This is a genomic window from Paenibacillus sp. ALE2, assembly GCF_054113385.1.
On sequence record NZ_CM134213.1, the window covers coordinates 768,095 to 794,534 of the forward strand.

Below are 26,440 nucleotides of genomic sequence, written 5' to 3' on the forward strand. Positions count from 1 at the left end.
TCTATTTTCTATTAATTCTCACGCATAGGGTAGCAAAAGTATTTTTGACACATATATTAACATGTGAGCAAACTCACGAACCTTTGTTAGGAGGTTGATAGCATGGCAGTACAGCTATCTAATCAAATATTCTCCATCTCAATCGGGGATTATGGGGATATCTCTTCCTTACGTCTGACAGGAGACACCTTCAATACGAATTATGTCATGAACGGCTCTAACGCACCTAAACAAAATACGTCAGATCATCAGTGGCTGGGTGAACTCATGTTCACCTATCGTCTCGGTAACGGGGCGTGGACTCGGGCATGGACAAGCAATTCTGCTGATGTGCGCCAGATCATCTCTTCTGGTAACAGCGTCCAGGTATCCTATCAAAATTCCTCCAACCATCAGGGAATACGCAACTTCACTTTACAAGAAACCTATTCATTGGTTAACGACTATTTACATTGGCAAATGAAAGTAACGAATACTTCTAATCAAGCACTGGAAATCGGAGATTGGGGGCTGCCGCTTCCTTTTAACGAATACTGGTCCGGTGGCAATAATGAACAAATCTATGAAACAAGGGTACTCTCTCACTCCTTTGTAGGTCATCACAGTTCCTTTATTACAGCTGGACGACCTAGCGGCATCGGACCGTATATCCTGCTGCTACCTGATGCCGCAACGGGTGCTGGTCTCGAATATCAGGACCACTGGAGAGTCGAGGAGCATCCTGGCAGTACATGGGCTATGGAGCAAGGCGGCTGGTCTGAGGGACTGAATGTGTTCTATATCCACTCCAATGTCATCAAAAGCACCAACCGTGGTTATCTCGGAAGCAACAGTCTGTCGCTGGCCCCTGGTGAAAGCAAAACGTATGCCTTTAAATTCTACAAGGTAACGGACGAGCAGGCTGTAAAGGACAGGCTATACAGCGAGGGGCATGTGGATGTGACTGTGGTTCCGGGTATGATTGTCCCGACCAATCTCAAAGCTAAATTCGATCTGCATACCCGTAAATCCATTACCTCTGTCACAGCGCAGTATCCCTCCGAAACGACCATCAGCTATTTGGAAAATGCCCCTACAAACCACAAAATATATGAGCTTACACTGGGACGATTGGGTCACAACAATATTACAGTAAATTACGGTAACGGCGAAAAAACCGTTCTCCAGTTCTATGCCATTGAGCCGGTTGACACTGCACTTCAGCGTCACTCCACCTTCATGGTCAACAGCACCCAATGGAACGTACCGGGAGACCTGCGGGACAAGGTGTTTGACGACTGGATGATGCAATATAAGGCCAAACGCAACAGCTTTGCTGGCTACTGGGGCTGGGGTGATGATTGGGGATTAACTCACGGCCAGTTTCTAGCGGAGAAAAATGTCCAGAAGCCCGTGGCCTCTGAGATCAAGGCTGTCGATGATTATCTGGAGGTGGCTATCTGGACGAATCTGATGGAAGGCCATCATACCGATTATTTGGTCCCTGATTTCCTGATGCCACAACCTAATACGACACCAACATACCGGGGCTATGCCTATCCGCACATTTATAATACGTTTTTCAGCATGTATAAACTTGCCAAGCTGTATCCCAACCTGGTCAGCTATCGCAATAGCAAAAACACATATTTGCTACGTGCTTATCGTATTTTTAAAGCGTTGTATGAAGGTCCTGTTGCTTATAACTGGAACACAGGGCTTATGGGTGAGCTGACCACACCTGATATGATTAAGGCGCTTCAGGAAGAAGGATTGACTACTGAGGCTAACGACATGATTGCCAAAATGGCTACCAAGTACAACAATTTCAAAAACACCACCTATCCCTATGGCTCTGAGTACAACTATGACAATACAGGCGAAGAGGCGGTATATACACTTGCCAAAATGAACGGCAATACGACAATGATGAGCAAAATCAATGCCAAAACACGTGCCGCACGCGGACATATGCCTGTCTGGTACTATTACGCCGATCCGGTCACAATCACCGGAGAGAATTGGTGGAACTTCCAGTACACCACTTCGCTGGCGGGCTATGCGATGGATGACTGGACACGTCGTTATTCGTCCAAGCCAGAAGTGGACCAGCGCCTATCCTATGCCGCCAAACTGGCGAACATCGGGGCGATTAATTCAGGACAGATCAGCCCGGACCCTGCCAATATCGGGGCAGTATCGTGGACATATCAGGCAGGTAAGGGCAATTACGGCGCCCTTGGTCTGGACGGCGGCCCTCTCTTTAACGGATGGCGTGGCATGTCCGGGGAAGCCGATCTGGGGCTGTTTGGAGCCATTAAAATCCTAAGTTCGGATGTTGCTGTCGATCCCATATTCGGATTGTTCGGTTATGGCTGTGACGTTACAGAAAGCAATAACAGCTATACGGTTACTTCAAAAGACGGCGTATTCCAACGTCTGCATCTGATTACCCAGAAGCTGAGTCTGGAGTTGAACCGGGACCAATATACCTTGGCCGTCGTGTCCAAATCCAAGAACAACATCCGTCTGATGTTGAAAAATACGACACCAGGCACAGCTCATACTACTATTGTGACAATAACCGGACTCGCGACAGGTACGTATGACGTACTGGTAGACGGCACAAAAACCGGCTCAGTCACTGCTGTTAACAGTGCTGCGACTACAACCAGCCTGAATATCGGTACGGCAGCCAACTACGATATCCGCATTCAGTCCAGTACAGGCAATCCAGCTCCCGCTGGGGACATTATAGCCCATTATGAATTTAACGAAACGGCCGGATCAACCGCAGCCGATTCGTCAGGTTATGGGCAGCAGGCCAGTGTAATTGGCGGCTCGTGGAGCGCGGGGCGGAATGGCAATGCCCTGCGCCTTAACGGTATTGGCGCCTATGCCAGCCTGCCCGGCGGAATAGTTAGCAGTTTAAATGACTTTACGATTGCAGCATGGGTACGAGTGAACACGCATAATGGCTGGGCTCGTCTGTTTGATTTTGGAGCAGGAACAGATCGGTATATGTTTTTGACCCCGAAGGCCGAAGGGACAGGTATGCGTTTTGCCATCACTGTCTTGGGGAACGGAGAGGAACAGCAGCTGAACGCCCCGGAACTGGCGACAGGGGTGTGGAAGCATGTCGCAGTGACTCTGTCAGGCACTACGGGAATTATGTATGTGGACGGTATAGAGGCGACACGTAACACGGGTATGACGCTGAGACCTTCCAGCCTTGGACTGACAGATTGGAACTACATTGGGAAATCCCAGTTTGATGATCCTTATCTTAACGGTGCAGTAGATGAGCTGATCATTTACAACAGAGCTCTGACTGCTCAGGAAATCAGGGGCTTGGCCTCGGCAAGCAGCACCATTACAGCCCATGATTTGAGAGTCCAAGCATATGCTGAAGGGGCCGATTAGAATGTAATTATAAATTTAATTTAATGCATTCCTTTCATGCCATTAACGTTTTAGATTGTGAATGATTTGTATTATGAATGATTCGTACCGTGAATCATTGGCGTCGTAAATGATTGGTATCGTGAATTATTTTTGCGGGTGCTTCCCATCGCCTCCGCCCCGGATTTCTTATCTTAATTCTGCAATCAGGGGAGAAATCCGGGGAGATGATGCTTCCGAAGCGAGCCTTCCTATGGAAAGCTGGTAAATCGACCACTTTACCGAGGGGTCTAGCCGTAGCTCTTCCATCTGCAGAGCAATTAGCTTCGTCTAATACGTGTCGTTCTTGGTCTTAAGCGAACGAGCTCCTCACTGGTGAGTTGTCTAGTATAGGAACGAGGGGAAGATCCTGTATCTACCCTGAGTACCCTGCCTGCCCCGCTGGGGCGGGCTACTCGTGTGTTGAATACCTGCATGACCCACTGCACTGGAAAGGCTATGGATAAGCGACCATCTGCCGTGCCTGCATAGTTGACCGCGGCTGCATAATTATCGGACTGTCTGAGCCATACAGAGCCGGAATCCCCGGGTAGTGATACAGGAGTCGTACCTCTAATAACCGTCTGATCTTCGAAGGTCAGCAGGCCCAACTCACCACCATAATTGATTTGCAAGTCCGTATAGACGGACTCTACCGTGCCATTAACCCGCCCGCTCGTACGCCCTACCTTCTTCAATCTTTCTCCTATGCGATAGGCGGTAACATGACCCGGAATCGCTCCCACTGTAGCATAACGGGGATTGAGCAGGTTGTTGCGGGTCGGAAGCGAAAGCGCTGCATCAATCAGGTTCGTTCCAGTGGGATTTAAGCGTACGTAACGATACAGTCGTCCTATACGATCCTGGGCAACCGTCCCCCCATCGGCTCCGCCTGGCTGAATTGTAGCCTCCCGATTGTCTGTATTGGAGGGATTGAGCACATGGTTATTGCTTAAAAGATAACGTGTAGCCGGCGCTCCAGTTGGGGCAACGATAAGTCCGGTTGTACCGGAGCCTTCAATTGTCCCGACACTGTAGCCGGCGATGACCGGGCGGATGCGCACTTTGTAGTCCGTAGCATTAGCCCTGATTTTTCCAGTCTTTACAATTCGGACAGGAACGTTCGATTTCTTCCCTAAGGCAGTGGCCGACAAGAGTCCAGTAGAGGCCGACGCTAGACGGTCCGTGTACACAATGACAGCGGCTCCCTTTTTGGGGTGCGCAGGGTCCCTGTAGCCTACGCCAATGCCGTGAACACCGGACATTTTTAAGACTCGCTTGGCCATCCGCTTTTTCACCTGAAGCGCGGCCGAGAAGGTAGCCAACATAATCATCTCCTTTTACTTTCAGATGAAATATTGTATGGCTAAGGCCGCTCTGCGTTCCATTTGATCTTACGATCGCTGTTGCTTCTCTAGCTCCAAACGGACCGCTGCGCTACCGAACTCCGTATCGAACTATATATGAAGGAATTACAAAATATGGTATAATCACTCGCGAAATTGGCATTCGATCATTTGATTCTAATGTTCGAGGAGGTATTTCATGTTTTCAATGATATTGACATACAGCATACAGGCAATTGTAATTTTACTGATTATCTTCACAGTGTTGAGAAACAACAGAAAGAAAATAGGCCGGGGATCACTTTCACTGCTGTTATCTCTTCTTGGCATGGCTGTTTCTTTTGAATTTGGCGATTACATATTCGGAGACCAGTTGCTTTCCTTTTTAGGAATGTCAGCATGGTCCAATCCTGTTAATAATACTGGGTTCCACTACACTATTTTTGTATCGAGTATTTTTTTTATTCCTAGCTTAATCATTGGATATAAAAATCCTGAAGATTTTGGAGCTCTTATTGGAAGACGAATTTCTAGTATTTATCTAATTATAATCATCATTTCGCTTTTATTTTTCATAATAAGCTGTTTGTCGAAGTGAAAGTTGGATGTGTGGTCATTCCAAAATAAGAGGCCTTTCTATAATTGAACTGATCTCTGTTAAGTAAACAGTAATAAAAAAGCAACCTTAAGCAGCCTAAGTCCGATATTCATACGGTCTTAGGCTGCTTAATTTCTGTTAAAAACAATGGTGTGTAGAAATAGATGTAACGTCAAGTGTGCGAGTATGAATTCTCTATATAGTACAAGAATAACAATAATTGCAATCAAAATTCATAAGAGTGAATTAAAAATTCATAAAAATGAACCGGAAATATTTTCTTTTTCACATACTTAGCCTCTACCACTGTTTGCAGAAATTGATAGTTTATTGTTATATGAAATAATTTTTACTTCAATAGAACTATTTTAGTTTTTTTCCTTGCAGTCGATATAATTGAGGGTTCGCCAAAAAGCCCTTTCCTATAGGAAGATGGGATCAACTCGCTAAAAATAATGTACGTTGTGATTGATAGTAAAAGTCAACCAGCCGATCCGAGGAGGTAGTGTACTAGAACATTTTTCACTTAACACACCTTATCTTGCGTTAACCGATAGCAAGATATAAAACATTAGGAGGATAACCAACCAATATGAATTCATTCAAGAAAACGAAGAGCTTGATCACCGCCCTGACCGGGGCTGCGTTATTATTCGCGCTACCGATGACGGCAGGCGCGGAGAGTAATATCAATTATACTGGCATGTTCCTGGGCTATGACGGAAGTGTAGACACCAGTCCTGTCCAGACCTACAACCCTGACATCGTCTCTTATGATCTGCTGAACTGGAACTACGGGGGAAGCGATGCAGCCTCCATTACCTCCCATAGCGCTTCAGCCATCCAAGGCTTAGGTAAAATCGTTACCATTTCTACCCACATGCCCAATCCCCAGGGTGGAAATGTAAACGCCCCGATGTCTGATTCCGATTTTAAGATCTTGGCCAATACAGACATTTCATCCATCAATTCATCCAGCCCCGTATGGCTGCAAAATTATAAGGCTCAGATTGACAATGTTGTGACTAGCCTGCAAAAGTTTGACTCATCCCCCGTCTATTACAGACCCTTCCATGAAATGAACGGAGGCTGGTTCTGGTGGGGAAACAAGAACACGACGGACTATAAGAACCTGTACATCAATCTGTACGATTACATCGTAACGACCCATGGCATGTCCAACGTCAATTTTGTCTATGCTCCAAATAAAGGAGCCAACGCGGCCGCTTATTATCCCGGCTCCAGCTATGTCACTTGGATTGGCATCGACGCCTACAGCGACGATCCATCCAATGACAATGAAATCAAGATGGCTTACAATGACATCAAAGGACTTGGCAAAACTTATGGCTTCTGTGAGATTGGACCAGCCGTGGGCGGCGACCATGTGGATCGCAACAATAATCAGCTCAAGGAATTCGATTATTCGCTTTGGAGCAATGCCCTGAATGAGATCTATACTGGAGCAAGCTTCTTTATCACCTGGGACGGTGCCTATGCTCCGCAGAACAATACGAATAGCAGCACGCTGTTTGCGAAGTAAAGCTCACAGTAAGCATTCGGCTCCCGGTTCGGCAGCAAGGCATCGTACGTGTTATCCCAAGAAGACAGCAAGTTCCTGGAAGATTAGGACGTCATCAAGCACGACAAAAAAGCATGCCCTTATGAACTGAAGTTCCCTATCAAGCAGCCAGTTATTAATAAGCCCTATTTAAACAGCCTGAGTCCCATATTCGTAGGGGCTCAGGCTGTTTAGTCTCTTTTGAAAACGTTCGTGGTTAAGAAAGGCTTTTTTTAGCAATGAGAAGCACAGCTTATCCCTTAACTGCTCCCTCCGCAATGCCTTCCATAATGAATTTTTGAAAAAAGGCATAGATCAGAATAACCGGGATGGAGGTCAGCACGAGCGCAGCCAGAATGAGCGACCAATCCTTGTTGTATTCTCCAAACAACATATTGGTCGAGAGAATCAGGGTGTAATGGTTCACATCCGTCAGCATCAAAAGTGGAAGTAAAAAGTCATTCCAAATCCACAGGAAATCCAAAATGGCAATTGTGACGGTGATCGGCAGCAGCAAGGGAAATATAATGCGAAAGAACGTTTGGAACTCATTGCAGCCGTCCATTTGCGCGGATTCTTCCAGCTCACGCGGGATGGATTTGACGAATCCATGATACAAGAAGATGGCCATGTTCACGCCCAAACCGATATAGATCAAAGCCAAGCCGTACGTACTGCCTTGAACAGACAAATCTTTTGCCATTCGTGTAAGCGGTATCATTATAGAGTGAAAAGGCACCAGCATGGACGCAACAAACAGAAAGAAAATCGCACTGCTCAGTTTTCCACTTGTACGAGACAGCTTGTAGCCTGCCAGTGCCGAACAGACCACGATCCCGCCAATGCCGATAAAAGAAATAATCGTAGAATTCAGAGCGCTGTTCAGCAAATGGGTCTGATGAAAGGCCTGGCTGTAATTTTCAAAGTGAAGCTTCGTCGGCAGCGCCGTAAAGGATGCAAACATCTCACCCTGTGTTTTAAACGAATTAATGACCGCCATGTAGATTGGGAAGAAGGACACGACTGCGCCCACGCACAGCATCAGCGTGATCAGCAAGGAATTAGCCTTTTTCAGCCTCATGCCTCCACCTCCCTCTTCTTCATGACACGCAGCTGGATCAGAGTAAAGATGAGCACAATGGCGAACAAAATAACGGATTTAGCACTCGCATAGCCATAGCGGAAATTATTCGAGAAGGCCTCCTCATAAATGTTCATCGTAATTACCTGTGTGCTGCGTCCCGGTCCTCCGCCAGTCAGTCCATACACAACCTCATACACCTTGAAAGCACCGTTAAGTGTCAGGAAGAAACAGATCGTAATCGCGTGGGTAATCATCGGCAGCGTCACACTTCGCAATGTCTGAATTGCGTTCGCTCCATCAATAATAGCAGCCTCCTTCAAGCTCTGCGGTACACCCTGAAGCGCAGCCAGATAGATGATCATCATATATCCCACACCATTCCAGAGCGAGACAATAATGATGGAAAAGAACGATACTTTCGGATCACCCAGCCATGATTGACCTAAAAAGGCGATAGCCGTCTTTTCGGCAATCTGCGGCAGCACAGAGGAAAAAACGAATGTCCACATAAATGCGCTAATAATAGTACTGATCATATTGGGCATAAAAAATATCGTCCGAAAAAATCCTTTGCTACGTGTGCGTGATTCAATCAACACTGCCAGTACTAGCGCAAGTACATTTTGTAGCACGATCATGACCAACACGTATTTAAGTGTAAACCAAAGGGAATTGAGAAAATCGGGGTCTTCCTTCAAGGATTCCACAAAGTTCCCCAAGCCGATAAAGTTGTAATTGGGATTTAATCCGTTCCAGTCTGTAAAGCTGTAGTACATGCCGCTGATCGTTGGAATAAGCAGGAAGATGGCGTAAAAGATCAGTGCCGGGGCAGTAAACGCCAGCAGCATGACGTATTTTTTGTAGATTTTAAAAGGCATGGAGTCTCTCCCTCCCGATGTCATTCTGTAGGTTCCCGCTACTTGTTCACTTTGTTATACGATTTCCATGCCTTATCCAGCGCCTTAATGACGTCATCCTGCGAGAGCTGACCAGCATAATAGGATTGTAGCGACTTGCCTGCCTCGTCCTTGACCGCCTGCGGGATGGATGGATCTTGGTACGACTTGCCTGCTTTCACATATTCGGTAGCGTCATTAACCCAAGGATAGCTTTTGAACGTATGCACTTTGGAGATAGGGTTAAATTTCAATGCTTCATAGAACGCGCTGGAATCCTTGTCGTCCAACACATAGTTAACAAAATCGAGTGCAACCTCCTTATTCTTGCTTGTAGAGGATACAGCCAGCGAAGTCGAAGTGGACAGATTGATCAAGGTCGCATTCGGATCGTCATTAATCGGTAGCGGGGCTACTCCAAAGTCCATCTTCGGATCCGATTTTAAAATCGTTTCCGCAAACCACGGCCCCTGAATCCACATCGCCGCTTTACCTGAGGCAAATGCCGCCGACCCATCATCCCCGCCAATTTCCAGCGCCTTATCTGTACCATTACTGTTCACCAGATCAATAATATCGAACATGCTCTTCATTTCCGAGAATGAGCCTTTGTCCTGATTCATCCGTTCGATAAAATCCTTATTCTGTGTGTTCATCATTGCACCTGCAGTGAGCGGCACGAACAACTGTGGAATCCAGGATTCCTTGTAGGACAACAGGAACGGTTTTACATGATTCGCTTTCAGCTTCTCGACGACAGCCTTCATTTCGGTCAACGTTCCCGGCGGCTTCAAATCCAAATCCTTAAATATCTTTTTATTGTACAAATAGCCCCAGGAGATCGTTTCCAAAGGAACCGCTACAACCTTGCCGTCTTGAGTTGTCACCGAGGGCTTCACACTGTCCATCAATTTGCTGACAAATGGCTGACCGGACAAATCCTCCAAGTATCCCGCTTTGTAAAACGGTGGAATTTCATTCACCGCATGCAGTGCGAATACGTCCGGTGCATCGTTGGATGCGAGCCTTGTCTTCAAAATTTGTGCGGCATTGTCAGCAGGCGGCATCTCCAATTGAACGGTGACGTCGATATTTTTATCTTTCTTCTCTTTGGCTATAAATGCATTAATGTATTTATCGTAGTGCTCCTTCAAACGGGGCTGAGCAATAAACATTTTGAGATTTACGGTTTTGCCGTCTCCACTGGCACCGCTGCTGTCACTGCCTGAAGAATTCGCTCCACATCCGGCCAACAACGTGCCAACCAGCATCGTACTCAATACACCTTTCCACATCTTCATGCAAAATGACCTCCCCTAAGTTGAAAATAACGATTTTGTATACGCTTTCATTATAGGATGGGAGGCCACTTCTGCCATTGGACACCGTTAGCATATTGAATTGGATTTTTTTAAACTTCCTTTCTCATTTCACCGGGGGCCATGCCAAAATGCTTTTTAAATACCCGATAAAAATAAGACACATCCTCGTACCCAGCCATCTCTGCAACGGCTTTAATTGAAATCTGTTTATTGGCCAGCCATTCCCGCGCCTTTTCCATTCTCCGTTCTACAATGTAGTCCGTTACATTCTGACCGTACTCCTGCTTAAATACCTTGCTCATATACTCTTTGCTCACAAAAAAGTTTTTCGCCAACTGCTCCAGTGTGATCGGCCCAGCATAGTAACTATCGATATACCGCCGTACCTCCTCCAAATTCAGCTTGTTTTTGTATTTCCGCTGCCGAATCAGCTGATCCAGTTCCTGAACATAGCATGACGATACGAATTCCAGCGCATGTTCTACAGAGGATAGAACAGCCTGCGAAAGCGGAAATCCACCCTTTGCCGTAGAAGTATCCAGCCCGTTATCCGCTGACAGCTCTTTCAGCAGAGAAAGCAGCTCCTGCACCAGCCTGCCCAGCATATGTGGAGTTGGTGCTCCATAACTCTCCAACTCCTGCACAACCTGTCTGCATGTTAAGTTCACCCCGTCACGATTCAGCTCATTAAAATAAAGACGCAGCAGTTGCTTATACCGGGTTAACTTGTGAAAAAACTCATAATCCAGTTCTGTTGCTTCTGGTTGCTGTTCGGCCAACTTGACCTCCAGATCGTTTTTGCATTTGAGCAGCACCGCATTCAGCTCGACAGGATTGACAGGCTTTAGCAAATAATCAACAGCCTTGTAACGGATCGCATGTTTGGCATACGCGAAGTCATCATATCCGCTCACGACAATGATTTTCACATCAGGACATTGGTTATTTAGCGCTTGTAGCAGCTCCACTCCGTCCGCACCTGGCATGTGCATGTCCGTAATCACAATGTGGGGAGCTAACTCCCCGACCAGCCTGAATGCTTCATCTCCGTCCTCTGCCTCACCCACCACCACCATTCCAAGCTTTTCCCATGTGCCAAATGTCTTCAAAATATCGCGGTTCCACGGCTCATCGTCAACGATTAATACCTTGATCATACTTTGCCCTCCTCTGCTGAGGTGAATGGAATACGAATAGTGACACATGTACCGACTCCCTGCTCACTATCTATCGTCACTCCGTAATGCACTCCAAAATTCATCCGTATACGTGAAGACACATTGCTTAATCCAATATGACTGCCCTGCGCCCAAATTGGTTCCTCCGATGCGTTTTCCAGCCTAGCTCGAACTTTTTCCAGCTTGTCGGGGGGCATACCGTTACCATTATCGCTGACCGTAATGCACACATCTTCTTTCATAATCTCCACGCGGATTGTTATTTTCCACGCCCCTGCCTTGCGATCAAGACCATGCTGAAATGCGTTTTCCAACAATGGTTGAAGCGATAGCTTCGGCAAACGAATATCCATTGCCTGCTCTTCTGTCTCCACCTGAAATACCAATCTTTGCGGAAAACGACGCTGCTGGATGCGCATATAATGTCCCACATGATCGAGCTCTGCGCGCAGAGAGGCCATATCCTGAGGCTCCCTCACCACGTAACGGAACATCTCACTCAGCGAACGAATGACTTCATAGGTATCCTCCGGCTTTTGGGAAAACACCATACTTCCGATCATTTGCAGCGTATTTTGCAGAAAATGAGGATGAATCTGCGCCTGGAGCGCTTTCAATTCAGCCGTCTTTTTTTGCAAATTGATACTGTATTCTGTCTGGATATGTTCGCGTATTCGGCCTGCCATCCCATGCAAACTTCTTTCCAGCAACCCAATCTCATCCGGTCGTATACTTGGTTCTCCAACCGGTCCCTTGATCATATCCAGTTCCTGCACCGAACGCGCCAAACGGACAATCGGGCGTGCGGTCCGCCATGCGATGAAAATAGCGATGCAGATGGAAACCAGGATTGAAATTACACCTACGACAATACCATACAGCATGGTTGAAAAGGCACTGTGGTTAATGGAGGAAGTCGGTATGATTTTGACCAGTTTCAGTCCAACCACATCCAGATCATTGTAGAACACATAATGCTCGGCAGTTTGAAGCATCCCGGGACCCGGTTTAACGTCACGAAGAGCAGCCAGCACTCCTGCAGGAGGAGGCGATTGCCGAGCCTGCACTGGATACATAACTCTGCCATCCCTATCTGTAATCAACACTTGATGCTGATCCCCTCGTCCCAGCAGACCCAGCGTCTGATCGAATTGTGACCACAGCACCTCCAATGAAATAGCCCCCGTCTGCTTCTGGTCTTCAAAACGCCGAATACTGCGTGTCAGTGTAAAGCGTTCCGGGTCAGCGGAGCTTGGTCGAATCGAATAATCCTTATTCGCTTGCCACATCTCAGCATACTGCGGGGGAATACCGCCCACTGTCGTAATTTCATTTTGCATACTATTGAAGGTAAACAGGGTTTGCGATTGCTTCAAATACAACTGAATACCGATGACATGACTCCCGGCTGAATAATACACATTCGCCAGCGTATTCAGCATTTTTCGCTGGGCATTAAATTGGCTTGAAAGATTGTCGGGTTCTCGTTCATTTAAATAATCGCTTAGATCAGGGCTGATCTGAATGCTGTAAATCAGATGATTCAGACGATCTAACTGGTCGCTGGTATAAATGCCCGTCCATTTCATATTGGACATGTTCGTCTCGACCACTTCGGTTTCCATAGACGATCTGCTTTTCTCCGCAGCCAGCACCGTGACAGCAATGACCGGCAGCACAGATAGAACAATCATCGTCAAGACTAGCTTGAGCTGAATGCTACGTCGATACGGGGCCATCAGCGCCTGGAACCAGCGGATTGCTCGGGTTGGCATAGCGATGCACTCCTCTATTCAGCCATATGCGAAAACGCCCCGCAATTCGCAGGGGCGCTTCACTTGCCGGATACTCCCGGCCGATACTATATAAAATGATTCGTACGTCGGTTTCAGCTCACTATTCATCATTTACGCTTCTTCGATAATTATAACACCCCAAGGCTCCAACTGGAGCATTTGTCCTTGGATAACCCTCTGCTCTCCGATCAGCTCCTTGCCGTCTCCGTGCGGATATATCACCGAGCCTGCTTGTTCGGAATAGTTAAAATAGTACCGGATCGTTCGCCCCAAATCATTCGTACCGGATTTGACAATGATCGGATAAGAAGCTTCCTGATCTAGTCCCCATACGCCTGCCTTTTTGGCTACAGAGCTTAATAATTCGCGGATGACCGCCGAACTGACAATACAGCCGATATAGGTCGCCGTTCCCTGACCATAGCGATTTTGCGTAATCGCGGCATATTTGCCCCAATGCGGGTGATCATAATAAGCCAATACTTCCGCTGTCGTCGGCGTAATCAGCTCCATCCACGTATCTACCTGATTGTCCTCTGCTGCCACTTTAAAAGGATTATCCTTAAGCGTCACGTTCTTTGGCTCCACAAACAAGCTGTAATGAATGCCGCAGGCTTCGCTAATCACACCCGGCTGACGGGATGTTCTCACCTGTACATGCTCGTCGGTAAATCCACTGCGGGATGTGTAAACTACATGACCGCCTTGTTCGACATAGCGGTTCAGCTTCTCCAGCAGTGTATCTGGCGCAGAATAGAGGCTCGGGACGATCAAGAGATCGTAGTCATCAAACGATTCCGTACCCGGATGGATGATATCCGTCCCGATATTCAGCTTGTACAGCTCGTCATACAAACGGCGTACGATATCGTTGTAATTCAATGGACTGTTCATATTAAACTTGAACCAGCTAATGGATGTCAACGCTTCGTTGCTGATCAGGATGGCTGTTTTATTTTTCTTTTTCAAATTGACCAGATGTGGGGATAATCTCGCAAAATCCTTCCCTATCGTCTGTGCTTCCTCATACACAGGATTCGGTTCAAAATCATGGCTGAGCAGACCTTTCCAGTAGGTTTCGAAGGAATTATGAATGGAATGCCAGTGCCAGTAAGCTACCATATTGGCCCCGGAAGCCAGATGGCTGAACGCTTGCAGTCGCAATTGTCCCGGATAAGGAACCCAGTGTGTAAACGCCTGCGCCTCCGTTTCCAGCACCAGGTAATTATTCTGTTTTGTTGAACGCGCCACATCACCACCAAAGGAAATCTCAATTCCAGTCAGATCATCTTGGGATGGATGGTAAATATCTACACCTGTCACATCAAACGCTTGAGATGCAGCAAAGTGATCCACATCCGGCTGAATCCCAAAGGAATGACCTCTCCACTCAAAATCAAAATTTTGCGTAACAAATTGGTCTGCCCGCTTATATTCATTGACAAGCGCAACCTGCCAGGCTAGGAAATCCGTTACCAGCTTGCGCTGGAATTGGGAAAAGGCTGCACCCAAGCTTCCATTAATCGTTCCGACCACCGAAGGGAAGTCCTCCCAGCTATTGATGCGATTGCTCCAGTAATCCAAGCCAAATTTGCGGTTTAGCTCATCCAGTGATTCAAACCGCTCCCGCAAATACTTCACAAATTGTAATTGCACATTGGGACCGCTCGTATGGTAATGCTTCGTCTCATTGTCTGTCTGAAAGCCGATGACCGCCGGATGCTGACTCACCCGTCCAATCAGCTTGCGTATGATTCGCTCAGCATGGAACAGGTACACCGGGTTCGTAATGTCCATAATCTGGCGAGCTCCGTATTTGCCCGGCCCCTGAGGCGTTGTCGCCAATACATCGGGATGCTCCTTCACCAGCCAGGTGGGCACAGCATAGGTCGGCGTGCCCACTATGACCTCAATACCGGCTTTATGCATAGCGTCCAGCACCCGATCCACGGAGGTGAAATCAAACACGCCATTTTGCGGTTCATGTGTACTCCAAGTAGATTCGGCTATCCGCACCACGTTAATTCCCGCATCCTTCATCATTTGGATATCCTGGTCCAAACGGTCATAAGGCATATATTCATCATAATAGGCAACACCGTACAGCAGCTTTTTCATCGAGTCGTCCTCCTATAAGTTCATGGTAATTGTCATATCCCATTTCGCCTACTCCGTTTTCCATGGGATTTTTTTCGTGTTCAACTTATATAGCTTTGTTTCAAATACCGTGGCTGTTATGCGGCTTTTTCAGGGATGGAACAGATATCGTATTACCAGCAACATCCTGCTTCGTGAGATCCGCCTGCTGTTGATTTTTTTTCGCACTTGCCAGCCATCCTTCTATGTCTTTTTCCTTAATCTTGTACAGCCATGCGAACAGGCCTGCCGTAATTAAGGCCCCCACACCAGGCACTACCGCATAAAGCGCGAATATCCACGTAAGCACCTGTCCAGTCTGCGGTACATTCGGAATATAGCCGGCAAAGGCAAGCGCATAGGCCACAATTCCACTGGCTGCTGCTCCCCCCAGTTTTCCTGCAAACGTTTGGGTAGCAAAAGCGGTTCCGCTGGCACGCACCCCTTTTTTGAATGCGCCATATTCCACGCAATCGGCGGTAAACATCGGCACCATAAGCTGCGGTGCGGAACTGAATAGGCCAAAAAGAACTGCAAATACGCACACAACAATGGGGTTGCTGTAACCGATTGCAAATAAGGACAGGCCTGTAGTAAACAATCCAAGCAAGCTGATGACATTCACCTTCCACTTGCCAAATCTTTTAATAATCGGCGGTAAAATTAATGCGGTGAGCAGTTGCACACCCAAGGAAATGAACATGAGAATTGAAATATAGATAGGATTTTTCAAGTTATATAAGGCAAAGTAGCTGACGACAATCCCTTGCAGATTGGTCATGGACAGTGTCATAAACGACATCAGGTAAAATAAAAGCTGCTTGTTTTGCATAGGATACGTCATAATCTGCTTGAGCGTAACCTTCTCTGCCTTGTTGGAATAACGCTCTTTGACATTAAAGCGAGTAAAGTTCATTAAAATCAAACCTGCTACGGCAACGATTAGTGCCAAAATTGGCCAGGAGATCTGATTGGCTACAGCTACCGAAGACGAGGAGATGACCATAAAGGCCAAGAAGACCATCGTCCGACCTCTGGACATTAATAGATCACGTTCATGCGTATTTTTCGTCATCAGTGTAGCCAATCCAAAGCCAGGCGCATCACTGATCGTATAACACATTTCCCATACCAGATACGTGACAGCAATATAAATCACCTTGACGGTGAGTGACGCGTCACTCGGAACGAGAAAAATAAGTACAGTAAGTATTGGCAAAATGATAGAAGCCAGATTCGTCCAGGGTTTGAACAAGCCACCCCTTAGGTTGGCCCGGTCTATGATCACACCGAAGATCGGAGCACTAAGCGCATCCCATATACGGGCTAGTACGAATAAAGTACCAATAATAGAAACAGATATGCCAACATAATCCGTATAAAATAGCATTGCAAAAGAGGCAACCAGACAGAGAATTGCGTTACTCCCCAAAAAGTAAACGTAATATGACACACGTTCTTTCGATGTTGTTTCCATAGCTCCTCCTAATTACAATATGGCATCGCTTTCAAAATCACTACATATAAGCGATTTTTTTATGTAAAGGCTTATACTAGAACACTTGTAAGCGCTCTTTTATTATAGATAAATGTTAGGTACAATGAGATTGTCTAAGCGGTGTAAAATTTGCCCTAATCGAAGGTGATCTGATGATATTAAATCCAGATGTTGATCCAGCTCTATTCCATGATTGCCAATGGTTACCTATTATTGATTGGAATGTGAAGTTTTTTGGTGCCCATATTCACCGGGTCAAAGCGGATTGGTGCATGCCTGAGGAGTCCCATATCGGTTTTGAAATTGCACTCATTCTAGAAGGTCGTCAGGAAACGATGATGGAGAATAACGTATACTCGGTGGGGGAAGGCGATATTTTAATTATTCCGCCGGGGTTCAAGCATGTGAGTCAGTGTGTATCCCCTGATGGAATGTATTATTTTAGCACCCATTTTAATGTCGATGATCCATTGTTCCGTCAAGAGATGATTAAAAGCAATCAGCTCTTTTTCCCGGCAGGCACTGAAACCAATACCAAGCTGCAGAAAGTTGTCCATAGCTGGATCAGCATGGTGCGGGAGAACGGAGAATATACGACAGCGGACCGCTTTCGCATGCAGATTGCTTTGTTTGAGCTATTCGGGATATTCTCGCAAATGATTTCTACGGGATTGGAGCCGAGAATTGCACCTTCATCCGTTCAATATGCCAAGGCCATTATGGAAGCTATTCAATCGAGGTTCAAACCTTATCGAGAGGATGAATCTGGCGAGCAGACGTTCCGGCTTGAAGATGTGGCGGCTTCCCTTGGAATCAGTCCAGGCTATGCCCAGGAAGTGTTCCGCAAGGTTTACGGCTATTCACCACGTCACTATCTATCGGAAACCAAGCTGCATGAGGCTAAGGTGCTGATCCAGCAGCCCAATCTACCGCTAAACAAGGTAGCTTCCCTACTGGGATACTCCAGTCTGGCTCATTTCAGCAGACAGTTCAAGCGCTGGACAGGTACCAGCCCGCTAAAATACCGTCAGACGTTAAAACCGATTACTGATGAGCAGCGGAGCTAGAATAAGGAAGGATAGCAATGGCTCCACTGCGTTAATCATATGAAAAAGAGCGCGACACCGTATATTCGGCTGTCGCGCTCTTTCTACTTTATTTTCTAATGAGTTTCATTGCCTTAATAATCTAAATTAAATGGTGAAGTTTATATTCTGCGAATCATAGCCTGATATCTCCTATGTGCTGGTGTACAACATACATCATCCCTATCAGGAATAAGGCCAAGCCCATATAACCGATACCGAATTTCCAGCGTGATGATGCGGGTACTTCGTAATATTTATCATTTTCAAATGGAATGTAGTCAATCCCACACAGCAATCTGAGCTGATACGCATCCGGGGTAGGTATATGTTCTACACCGTTCAGCCATACATGCTGGACAAGACACTGCTGTGGCAGCAGAAGCGTATGCTCCACATCCAGACTCTCCATATATACCGTTACATATTGCTGCCCCTCCAGATCCGAGTAGGTATTAAAGGATAATCTGCGCGTATGCTCCGGTCCTGGTAGCGGATATCCTTGCTCATATAAATGCTGTACGTTAACCAGCGGCTTCTGTAATAACGACTGAACCTTGACGCCTTCTTTATTGCGTTTGACATATTTTTTGTATAAATCATAGGCAAATAGTGCCCAAATTAAGAAAAATAAAATGGATTTCAAATACACGATGACTACAATCCCACCTAGTAGGCCTACCAGCCATAACCAGCGTGTCACTGCTGTAGAAATCCGTCCTCCATCAAGCGGATGAATCGGCAGCAAATTAATCAGGTTCAGGAAAAAACCGATATATGCTAGTGCATACAAAAGTGGACTGTCTGTTGCATACGCTCCTGCGTATACGGCCATAGCCCCAACTGTCCCCAATAACGGGCCGCCCATGGCCACGTAAGCCTCTGTCTGGGCATCCAAAGGCTGTCGTTTCATGGTGATTAACGCACCGAGAAATGGAATAAATAACGGTGTCGACACCGGAAGCCCCTTGCGTTTGGCAGCCAATACATGCCCCAGCTCATGCACGAATAACAACAACACGAACCCAACCGCAAATCCCCACGGGTATATAATCGCATACGTGCCAATCGTAAACGCCATAGATATCAGCGCACCGCCAAATTTACTGAATTTTAAAAGGGCAAGTAACGATTTGCCTTTCAGCAGGAGCAATGCTGCTGCACTACCAAGATACCATTTGGATGAGCCGGATTTGGAATCGGTCTTATTGTCTTCTTTTTGCAAACGTATCCGTCTCCTTTCTCTAATACTTCCATTGTATCCTGCAATGTGCAGCTTGTAAAAACTTCTCTAGTCCACAGATAAGCGAACTGGGGAAGCTATGTACATTATCCCGTATATTGTAGACATCCTCGAATGTCGGATGGTATATTAGGGCTGGGTTAGATACCCTATTTTGTAAAAGGAGGTTTGCTCATTCATGTGTACTCACTACATGCGTCTCAGATAAAAGGCTAGGCTTCTCAATGAAGCTCAACCCGTTTTTCACATGAAGGGTTGAAGCTTGTTTAAGTTACCTTTTTTAAGACCAAATCTGAACAATGAGGTGTGTTTCATATGACTGAAAAGCGTCCCTCGACTAACCCGAATGACGTTAGCGATATATTGGCCCTTGCCCAAAACAATGGGCTTCACATACAACATGAAGGATTGGAACTCAATGAATCCGGGCTGGATTTCCGAGCCGTATTCGCCAAAGACATCCACGATACCCCTTGGGTTCTACGTACACCGCGACGAGCAGATGTGATTCAATCTGCCGCTTACGAGCATAAGGTGCTTCGGATGATTCGTGATACTCTTCCTATAGCGGTACCTGATTGGCAAATATATAGTCCAAAGCTCATCGCCTATCCTCAGTTGGGGGGAACTCCCGCTGCTACTATTGATATGGAAACAAAAAGCTATGTATGGTTCATCAACCCTGACGCTCTGACGGATAGATTCGTTGCTTCACTCGCTAAAGCCTTAGCCGCGTTGCACCGGATAGATTACCAACGGGCAGCTGATTTCGGTGTTCGCGTAAAGCAGCACGACGAAGTTCGGCAATTAATGGCTCAGCGAATGGAAGAAACACGGCGCGTCTTTGGTGTATCTGAGGAGCTGTGGCAACGATGGCAGGCGTGGCTAGCTGACGATAGCTACTGGCCGGCATATTCCGCATTTGTGCACGGCGATCTGCACCCAGGTCATATTCTAGTCTCTTCGAATACAGAGGTTACTGGAATACTAGACTGGACCGAGGCCGAAGTAGCTGATCCGGCAATTGATTTTACGAGTTACTATACTTTATTCGGAGAAGTAGAGCTTGCTCGTTTATTGAAGCTTTATGAGACAGCAGGCGGACGTGTATGGCCGCGTATGAGCGATCATATCGTCGAATTAACTTCAGCTTACCCTGTGCTTATCGCCGAATTCGCCCTTAAGTCTGGTGTGGAAGAGTATATGGATATGGCACGTAATGCGCTGGGAGTTCATGAGCAAGGAGAGGGGTTGCCCGACATATAATATAGCTGTAGCCACCTGGCAGACTTTGGTTCAATGACGGACCAAGGCCTGCTTTTTTTCTTCTCTTCTTTTTCCTAAAGTTACGTTCCGCACTCCAGTGTCCTTCACCCGGTCTGTTCTGTTATCATGTAGAAAACGGAATAACTCAGGAAAGGATTACGAACCATGAGTTTTGAACTTACCCGGCGAGCGATCAGACAACTATGCAGTCAATCTGCTTATGACGACGGGGATGCTTATTATCGGGCCAAAAAGGTGGCCTTTACACAAATAGATCATAATGAAGGTGTGTATGAAGCTACAGTCAAAGGAAACGGCTTTTATGCCGTTGCTGCGATGATCCGGCCCAACGGCAGTATCCGCGCGGAATGTACCTGTAGCTCATTTCAGACCACCGGACGTTATTGCAAACATATTGCTGCTGTTCTTCTTAACGCCTATGATATGCGACGTGGAAAAAGTCTATCCGTACGCTCCTATGTCTCCAGACTTCATCCCGGCACTGCCCCAGATCCAGCGGGGAGCATGGGTTCAGACGGGATGTACACATCTACAGATGCCCCCAATGAACACACTGCTAGAATTTCACGATCCTCTGGCATCACACAAGGGGATCTCCAGTTGACCGACAGTATGTTAAAACTATTCGGCCGCAAGAGACCGCTTCGCAGCACTCCTACGCTGCTGGATACTCGTGCGATCTTGGATTTTCAATTCGTCATCCGGCCTTTTGCCTACGGTTACCAAAAATATATGTTTGGATTGGAAATGAAGGCTGGACCCAAACGATTATACATCGTTCAGAAAATCCGTCCGTTTCTGGACAGTATCGACCGTGGGAATAGCTACATGTTCACGAAGAGCTTCTCTTACGAGCCTGAGCTGTACCGCTTCCGAGCTGAACATGATGCGATCCTACAGCAATTATCCCAGGTATGCCATCAGGAGCGCATGATTCGGGAAACCTCTGGCACGTATTCAGCCTCCGGCAGTCATATGAGTGGCGAGCGAATGCTTCTCATCCCGCCTGCCGCTTGGGATAGGCTGTTCCCCTTGCTGACAGCAGCACAGGGCGTCTATTTTGAAATTCACGGTAACATGAGCGAAGGTATTCCTCAGTCCGACCTGATGCTTCCGCTGCAATTTGAATTTGATGAGGCCGAATCCACAAGCGAGGGCTACCAGTTAAGCATTCAAGGATTAGATGACTTGACCATCATGGAGGACTACGGTGTCGTCATTGCCGATGGCAAGCTTGTCAAGCAGAAGGATGATTCCTTACGGCGTTTGTCCGAGCTAAAACGAATGGTCGAGGTACATCACAGACGAGCAGTCCAGATCGCACCAGAACAGATGGAAGCTTTTATGGATAAAGTCGTGCCCGGCTTAATGAAGCTCGGACGTGTCCATATGACCCGTTCTGTCTCAGAGCGGGTCGCCCAGCATCCGTTGAAGGCCAAGCTGTATCTGGACAGGGTAAGAGACAAACTGCTGGCAGGATTGGAATTCCAATATGGAGACATCATCATCAACCCGTTGGAAACAGATGCACGAACACCAGGTAACGACCGGATTCTGATACGTGATGGTGAACAGGAGCAACGGATTTTGAAACTGATGGAGCATAGCTCCTTCGCCAGAACAGACAGCGGATATTTTATGGAAGATGAAGATGCGGAGTATGACTTTTTGTACCATACGGTTCCACAACTGGAAAAGTTGCTGGACGTCTATGCCACGGGTGCAGTCAAATCGAAAATCAATAATACCCTGCCTGTCCCAAGAATACGGGCGGAGTGGGATGAACGTACGGATTGGCTTGAATTTAAATTTGATATTGAGGGTATACCGGAATCGGAAATTCGCAAGCTGCTCCAATCGTTGGAAGAAAAACAGAAATATCACCGTCTGCCGAATGGTGCCCTGCTGCCACTGGAAACAGAGGAGTACAAGGAATTAATTCGGTTCATGAACGAAACAGGTATCCGCAAAAGCGATCTGGATGCAGCGCAGATTCGAATCCCGGTCACGCAGGGTCTGTATTTAATTGATCCTCACGATCATGTGAAAAGCCTGACCTTGGGTAAAACCTTTCGCCAGCTGCTAGAAAATATACGCAATCCTGACCATCTCGACTTTCCAGTACCCGTCACGCTTGCCCCTATCTTGAGAGATTATCAGGTCTACGGTTTTCAATGGCTTAAGACCTTAGCACATTACCGTTTTGGAGGTATTTTGGCAGATGATATGGGGCTGGGCAAAACGCTGCAAAGCATTGCCTTCCTCGTTTCAGTATTGCCGGAAATTCGCAGTCAGCAGCTTCCAGCCATGATCGTGTCCCCTGCATCACTGGTGTACAATTGGCGGAATGAACTGGAGAAATTCGCCCCGCATATCCGTGTCACTATTGCAGATGGCAGCCCGGAGGAACGGAGTCGAATTATACGGGATGCTGCCAGCTATGACGTTATTATTACTTCCTATCCGCTGCTGCGACGCGATGCGGATGTGTACAGCAAGCCATCGTTTCATACGCTCATTCTGGACGAAGCGCAGGCGTTCAAGAATCATGCTACCCAGACGGCACAGGCCGTTAAGGATGTACAAGCCCGTTACCGCTTTGCCCTGACAGGAACGCCAATCGAGAATACATTGGAAGAACTTTGGTCCATCTTCGACGTTGTATTTCCTGAGCTATTTCCCGGCGGAAAAAGAGCGTTTCACAACCTGCCTCGAAATGTAATTGCCAAGCGGGTTCGTCCGTTCCTGCTGCGCCGTCTGAAGAGTGATGTTCTTAAGGAACTGCCGGAGAAAATTGAATCCGTGCAGGTATCACGCCTCCTGCCAGAGCAAAAAAAGCTGTACACGGCTTATCTGGCCAAGCTCCAGCATGAAACGTTGAAGCATCTTAACGAAGAAGGATTTCAGAAAAACCGGATCAAAATTCTCGCAGGTCTGACCCGACTTCGGCAGCTCTGCTGTCATCCGGGCTTATTCATCGAAGGATATACGGGAAGCTCGGCCAAATTTGAACAACTGCTGGAGATTATTACGGAATGTCTCAGCTCCGGGAAGCGAATGCTCATTTTTTCACAGTTCACCACGATGCTTCAAATGGTCGGACGTGAGCTTTCTCGTGAGGGGGTCCCCTACTTTTACCTGGATGGACAGACTCCCGCCCCCGAACGAGTCGAGCTGTGCAGTCGCTTCAACGAAGGAGAACGCGAGCTGTTCCTGATTTCCCTCAAGGCAGGAGGTACGGGTCTGAACCTCACCGGCGCAGATACCGTCATTCTATATGACCTGTGGTGGAATCCCGCTGTAGAAGAGCAGGCTACCAACCGTGCACACCGAATGGGCCAGAAAAAAGTGGTGCAGGTTATTCGGCTCGTCGCCCAAGGTACAGTAGAGGACAAAATGTATGAGCTACAGCAAAAAAAGAAAAATCTGATCGACCAGGTCATTCAGCCGGGGCAAGAAAGCCTTTCAGCACTGACTGAACTGGAAATTCGTGAGCTGCTCATGATCTAAACAGCTCTTCCACGCTTATTTTTACACTAATGACATTCAGATACCAAAAGGTCCAATGAGGATGGAAATCTTCCCGCATTGGACCTTTTGATGTTCCATATGTGATTGTCCAGCTTAAACCGATTCATCCTGTTGGAGTACTCTAGGTTCGATGGGAACCAGATTAGACTCAATCTCGGCGCGCTGAGGCTCATACCATTCAGGCAGCATCAGCTTGTGCCCCAACTCATTCAATTCCTCATCCACCGTAAATCCGGGCGGATCGGTTGCGATCTCGAATAGAATACCGCCTTGCTCGCGGAAGTATACGGCATTGAAGTATTGGCGATCTACAATGCCACTGGTCCCAAAACCATGCTGACGAACCCATTCGTCCCACGCCTGATGCTCAGTATCGTCCTGCGCGCGCCAAGCAATATGGTGAACCGTACCGGCGCCGCCGTTCCCCCATGGTACATCTTTGACTGGAATGTCGATCAGGTTGCCTAGATCCCCAGTCGTCTGATAACGGATATAGCCTGCATCTGCGTCTTCTCCGATGGGAGTCATGCACAGAACATTCTCCAGCACGCCTTGGGTGTGCTTGGAATCCGCACTGTAGAGCACTGCTCCTCCAAAGCCCTTGATCGCTTTATCTGTAGGCACGCCTCCGGCAGTCCACGTGTTCACTGGGCCTTCCTCACGCTCCACCAGTTCCAGATGCAAGCCTTCATTGTCTCGGAACTGGATGAATGACTCGCCAAAACGAGTAGCCTTCGTGAAAGACACCTTCAAGCTATGCAGACGGTTTTCCCAGTAATCCAGCGAGCCCGGCGGCACGACATACGTCGTAATCCCGACCTGTCCGCCTCCAATTTTACCCTTGCGTGTACCCGGAGCCGGAAAAAAGGTAATGATCGTGCCCGGGCTGCCTTCTTCATTCCCAAAATACAAGTGATATACTTCTGGAGCATCAAAGTTAATTGTCTTTTTGATCAATCTCAAACCAAGCACACCTGCGTAAAAGTCAACATTGCCCTGCGGATCGCCTGCAAAGGACGTAATATGGTGAATTCCAGCGGTTTTCAAAGACATCTCAATCACTCCTTAATGAACATGATGATTTACAAATTTCAAAATCCATTGTAGCTAACAAACTGTCCAACAGGCTTGCGATATCCTCTTGCCCGTTGCCCCGATTCGTCCTCTTTCCCCAAGGTGATCATCATCACAGGCACAAATTGCTCGGGGATATTCAATACTTCCTGCACCTTCGCCGGGTCAAAACCGATCATCGGGCAAGTATCCCAGCCTTTATCCTTGGCAATCAACATAAATTGCATAGCCGACAGGCTGGCATTACGAATCGCTTCTTCCCTCTGGAAGACAGGTCCCCGCTCGCGATAAAACTGAGTTACCGATTCTACGGTGCTATCATATTCCTGCTTGCTCAGAACGCCCAAATTCAGGAACCCTTCGTTGAGATCAGCTACCTTGGTATGAGCCTCTGTATCACCCAGCACTACAATAGTGGCCGAAGCGGTTAATATTTTATACTGCTTACTTGCCTCATCATGCAGCCTTTGTTTGATCTCTGCATCCTGCACTACGATATAACGCGCATGCTGTAAATTAAAAGCCGATGGAGCAAACTTCACCAGCTGAAATATCTCTTCCAGTTCTTTTGCATCTATAGTAACATCAGGAATAAATTTAGAAGCCGATCTTCTCTCTTGAATAACATTCACCAGTTCGCTCATATTCAGGTCCACTCCTTGATATTATTTTCAAATAAATTATCTTTAAATTAAGAATATATCTTTAGTGGTTTTCTGTCAAGTAAAACTATAAAAGTGTTACTAAGGGCTTCACCAGCCCTTTACAGATCCGTAGCCCGTATCCTCATCGTAATCGCTTCGCGTTGCGCTTTGGTTAAGCTTTTGAAGACCAGCTCATACGAATGGTCGATCATGCTGTACAAATCCTCCAACGGAAAGCTATTATCAACCTCTACCGTATTCCAATGCTTTTTATTCAAATGATAGCCTGGCTTAATTGCCTTGTTCTGCTGACGCAGGTTTTCTGCAATGACCGGATCACATTTCAGGGATACGTGGCTAATGCCATCTTTTTCAGTCAGGAGAGCAAACATCTTGCCCCCTACCTTTAGTACCAGGGGATCAGCTCCAAATGGATAATCCTTAACGGCCTCTTTTTGGCTCAGACCATACGCTACAATTTGCTCAAACACCAGCCTTCTCTCCTCTGCTCCAAGTTATTTGTTCTATGAACCTACCTATTTGCGCCCTATTATATCACCTTCATTACGCTACATATACACTAAGTCCGTGCTACATTTAGGGGAACTGTGCTAAAGGTAAATCATTATGGATACCGTCACACACTGTTCGGATTGGCTTTATATGGGACAGGAACCTGATATTCTGGTATACTTCCCTGAGAGGCTGTATCGATATATTCGAACGGTACTCTGGTAAGGT

General features: G+C 47.0%; 18 protein-coding genes. 6 read left to right on the top strand and 12 right to left on the bottom strand.

The features are described from left to right. Window positions 1-102 precede the first annotated feature (102 nt). Complete coding sequence (locus ACXHJ1_RS03145) at window positions 103-3,402, top strand: DUF5695 domain-containing protein (RefSeq protein WP_457905580.1); 3,300 nt, start codon at window positions 103-105, stop codon at window positions 3,400-3,402. A 299-nt stretch (window positions 3,403-3,701) separates the two neighbouring features. On the opposite strand, the gene ACXHJ1_RS03150 is transcribed toward ACXHJ1_RS03145, so the two are convergent. Continuing rightward, entirely contained in the window at window positions 3,702-4,748 is a 1,047-nt protein-coding gene (locus tag ACXHJ1_RS03150; RefSeq protein ID WP_016819389.1) for a hypothetical protein, read from the bottom strand. Window positions 4,749-4,965: 217 nt separating this feature from the next. Between ACXHJ1_RS03150 and ACXHJ1_RS03155 the strand changes: the two genes are divergently transcribed. After that, window positions 4,966-5,364 (top strand): hypothetical protein, encoded by a 399-nt coding sequence (locus ACXHJ1_RS03155; protein WP_107734944.1) that lies wholly within the window; start codon window positions 4,966-4,968, stop codon window positions 5,362-5,364. A gap of 592 nt (window positions 5,365-5,956) precedes the next feature. After that, window positions 5,957-6,907: a glycoside hydrolase family 26 protein gene (locus tag ACXHJ1_RS03160; protein ID WP_016819391.1), complete on the top strand. Its 951-nt coding sequence runs from the start codon at window positions 5,957-5,959 to the stop codon at window positions 6,905-6,907. Between the two features lie 271 nt (window positions 6,908-7,178). Here the strand turns inward: ACXHJ1_RS03160 and ACXHJ1_RS03165 are convergent, their stop codons facing one another. From ACXHJ1_RS03165 to ACXHJ1_RS03195, 7 genes are all read right to left on the bottom strand, one after another. Then, window positions 7,179-8,006, bottom strand: coding sequence for a carbohydrate ABC transporter permease (locus tag ACXHJ1_RS03165; RefSeq protein ID WP_017425736.1), 828 nt, complete (start codon window positions 8,004-8,006; stop codon window positions 7,179-7,181). Then, window positions 8,003-8,887, bottom strand: a complete 885-nt coding sequence (locus ACXHJ1_RS03170; protein WP_457905581.1) for a carbohydrate ABC transporter permease — start codon at window positions 8,885-8,887, stop codon at window positions 8,003-8,005. The genes ACXHJ1_RS03165 and ACXHJ1_RS03170 overlap by 4 nt, the downstream gene beginning before the upstream one ends. 38 nt (window positions 8,888-8,925) lie before the next feature. Further along, the gene (locus ACXHJ1_RS03175) at window positions 8,926-10,206 is read right to left on the bottom strand and encodes an ABC transporter substrate-binding protein (RefSeq protein ID WP_102999230.1); all 1,281 of its coding nucleotides are present in this window, start codon (window positions 10,204-10,206) and stop codon (window positions 8,926-8,928) included. A gap of 110 nt (window positions 10,207-10,316) precedes the next feature. Further along, on the bottom strand, window positions 10,317-11,384 hold the full coding sequence (locus ACXHJ1_RS03180; protein WP_457905582.1) for a response regulator transcription factor: 1,068 nt from the start codon (window positions 11,382-11,384) through the stop codon (window positions 10,317-10,319). Next, window positions 11,381-13,180: a sensor histidine kinase gene (locus ACXHJ1_RS03185; protein WP_457905583.1), complete on the bottom strand. Its 1,800-nt coding sequence runs from the start codon at window positions 13,178-13,180 to the stop codon at window positions 11,381-11,383. The genes ACXHJ1_RS03180 and ACXHJ1_RS03185 overlap by 4 nt, the downstream gene beginning before the upstream one ends. A 132-nt stretch (window positions 13,181-13,312) precedes the next feature. Continuing rightward, window positions 13,313-15,319 (bottom strand): beta-galactosidase, encoded by a 2,007-nt coding sequence (locus ACXHJ1_RS03190; protein WP_017425739.1) that lies wholly within the window; start codon window positions 15,317-15,319, stop codon window positions 13,313-13,315. Window positions 15,320-15,419: 100 nt separating this feature from the next. After that, on the bottom strand, window positions 15,420-16,814 hold the full coding sequence (locus ACXHJ1_RS03195; protein ID WP_457905584.1) for an MFS transporter: 1,395 nt from the start codon (window positions 16,812-16,814) through the stop codon (window positions 15,420-15,422). Between the two features lie 173 nt (window positions 16,815-16,987). On the opposite strand from ACXHJ1_RS03195, the gene ACXHJ1_RS03200 reads away from it, so the two are divergent. Then, the gene (locus ACXHJ1_RS03200) at window positions 16,988-17,902 is read left to right on the top strand and encodes an AraC family transcriptional regulator (RefSeq protein WP_016819399.1); all 915 of its coding nucleotides are present in this window, start codon (window positions 16,988-16,990) and stop codon (window positions 17,900-17,902) included. A 154-nt stretch (window positions 17,903-18,056) separates the two neighbouring features. Here ACXHJ1_RS03200 and ACXHJ1_RS03205 read toward each other — a convergent pair whose 3' ends face one another. Next, the gene (locus ACXHJ1_RS03205; protein ID WP_457905585.1) at window positions 18,057-19,145 is read right to left on the bottom strand and encodes a site-2 protease family protein; all 1,089 of its coding nucleotides are present in this window, start codon (window positions 19,143-19,145) and stop codon (window positions 18,057-18,059) included. A gap of 333 nt (window positions 19,146-19,478) precedes the next feature. On the opposite strand from ACXHJ1_RS03205, the gene ACXHJ1_RS03210 reads away from it, so the two are divergent. Next, window positions 19,479-20,429: a macrolide 2'-phosphotransferase gene (locus tag ACXHJ1_RS03210; protein ID WP_025363979.1), complete on the top strand. Its 951-nt coding sequence runs from the start codon at window positions 19,479-19,481 to the stop codon at window positions 20,427-20,429. 165 nt (window positions 20,430-20,594) lie between these two features. Then, window positions 20,595-23,960 carry a DEAD/DEAH box helicase gene (locus ACXHJ1_RS03215; RefSeq protein WP_457905586.1) on the top strand — a complete coding sequence of 1,122 codons (3,366 nt, stop codon included), beginning with the start codon at window positions 20,595-20,597 and terminating at the stop codon, window positions 23,958-23,960. Between the two features lie 114 nt (window positions 23,961-24,074). Here the strand turns inward: ACXHJ1_RS03215 and ACXHJ1_RS03220 are convergent, their stop codons facing one another. The 3 genes from ACXHJ1_RS03220 to ACXHJ1_RS03230 all read right to left on the bottom strand — a co-directional run bounded on the left by ACXHJ1_RS03220 (window position 24,075) and on the right by ACXHJ1_RS03230 (window position 26,190). Continuing rightward, complete coding sequence (locus ACXHJ1_RS03220; protein WP_457905587.1) at window positions 24,075-25,034, bottom strand: ring-cleaving dioxygenase; 960 nt, start codon at window positions 25,032-25,034, stop codon at window positions 24,075-24,077. A gap of 38 nt (window positions 25,035-25,072) precedes the next feature. Continuing rightward, window positions 25,073-25,699, bottom strand: coding sequence for a nitroreductase family protein (locus ACXHJ1_RS03225; protein WP_457905588.1), 627 nt, complete (start codon window positions 25,697-25,699; stop codon window positions 25,073-25,075). Window positions 25,700-25,818: 119 nt separating this feature from the next. Next, window positions 25,819-26,190, bottom strand: coding sequence for an MmcQ/YjbR family DNA-binding protein (locus ACXHJ1_RS03230; protein WP_016819405.1), 372 nt, complete (start codon window positions 26,188-26,190; stop codon window positions 25,819-25,821). Between the last annotated feature and the right edge of the window lie 250 nt (window positions 26,191-26,440).

What these genes read in the sequence shown, in the direction of transcription:
- ACXHJ1_RS03150 (WP_016819389.1), bottom strand. Translation starts at nt 4,748, where the DNA reads ATGTTGGCTACCTTCTCGGCCGCGCTTCAGGTGAAAAAGCGGATGGCC.
- ACXHJ1_RS03195 (WP_457905584.1), bottom strand. Translation starts at nt 16,814, where the DNA reads ATGGAAACAACATCGAAAGAACGTGTGTCATATTACGTTTACTTTTTG.
- ACXHJ1_RS03170 (WP_457905581.1), bottom strand. Translation starts at nt 8,887, where the DNA reads ATGCCTTTTAAAATCTACAAAAAATACGTCATGCTGCTGGCGTTTACT.
- ACXHJ1_RS03210 (WP_025363979.1), top strand. Translation starts at nt 19,479, where the DNA reads ATGACTGAAAAGCGTCCCTCGACTAACCCGAATGACGTTAGCGATATA.
- ACXHJ1_RS03225 (WP_457905588.1), bottom strand. Translation starts at nt 25,699, where the DNA reads ATGAGCGAACTGGTGAATGTTATTCAAGAGAGAAGATCGGCTTCTAAA.
- ACXHJ1_RS03180 (WP_457905582.1), bottom strand. Translation starts at nt 11,384, where the DNA reads ATGATCAAGGTATTAATCGTTGACGATGAGCCGTGGAACCGCGATATT.
- ACXHJ1_RS03165 (WP_017425736.1), bottom strand. Translation starts at nt 8,006, where the DNA reads ATGAGGCTGAAAAAGGCTAATTCCTTGCTGATCACGCTGATGCTGTGC.
- ACXHJ1_RS03220 (WP_457905587.1), bottom strand. Translation starts at nt 25,034, where the DNA reads ATGTCTTTGAAAACCGCTGGAATTCACCATATTACGTCCTTTGCAGGC.
- ACXHJ1_RS03200 (WP_016819399.1), top strand. Translation starts at nt 16,988, where the DNA reads ATGATATTAAATCCAGATGTTGATCCAGCTCTATTCCATGATTGCCAA.
- ACXHJ1_RS03145 (WP_457905580.1), top strand. Translation starts at nt 103, where the DNA reads ATGGCAGTACAGCTATCTAATCAAATATTCTCCATCTCAATCGGGGAT.
- ACXHJ1_RS03155 (WP_107734944.1), top strand. Translation starts at nt 4,966, where the DNA reads ATGTTTTCAATGATATTGACATACAGCATACAGGCAATTGTAATTTTA.
- ACXHJ1_RS03190 (WP_017425739.1), bottom strand. Translation starts at nt 15,319, where the DNA reads ATGAAAAAGCTGCTGTACGGTGTTGCCTATTATGATGAATATATGCCT.
- ACXHJ1_RS03215 (WP_457905586.1), top strand. Translation starts at nt 20,595, where the DNA reads ATGAGTTTTGAACTTACCCGGCGAGCGATCAGACAACTATGCAGTCAA.
- ACXHJ1_RS03185 (WP_457905583.1), bottom strand. Translation starts at nt 13,180, where the DNA reads ATGCCAACCCGAGCAATCCGCTGGTTCCAGGCGCTGATGGCCCCGTAT.
- ACXHJ1_RS03160 (WP_016819391.1), top strand. Translation starts at nt 5,957, where the DNA reads ATGAATTCATTCAAGAAAACGAAGAGCTTGATCACCGCCCTGACCGGG.
- ACXHJ1_RS03175 (WP_102999230.1), bottom strand. Translation starts at nt 10,206, where the DNA reads ATGAAGATGTGGAAAGGTGTATTGAGTACGATGCTGGTTGGCACGTTG.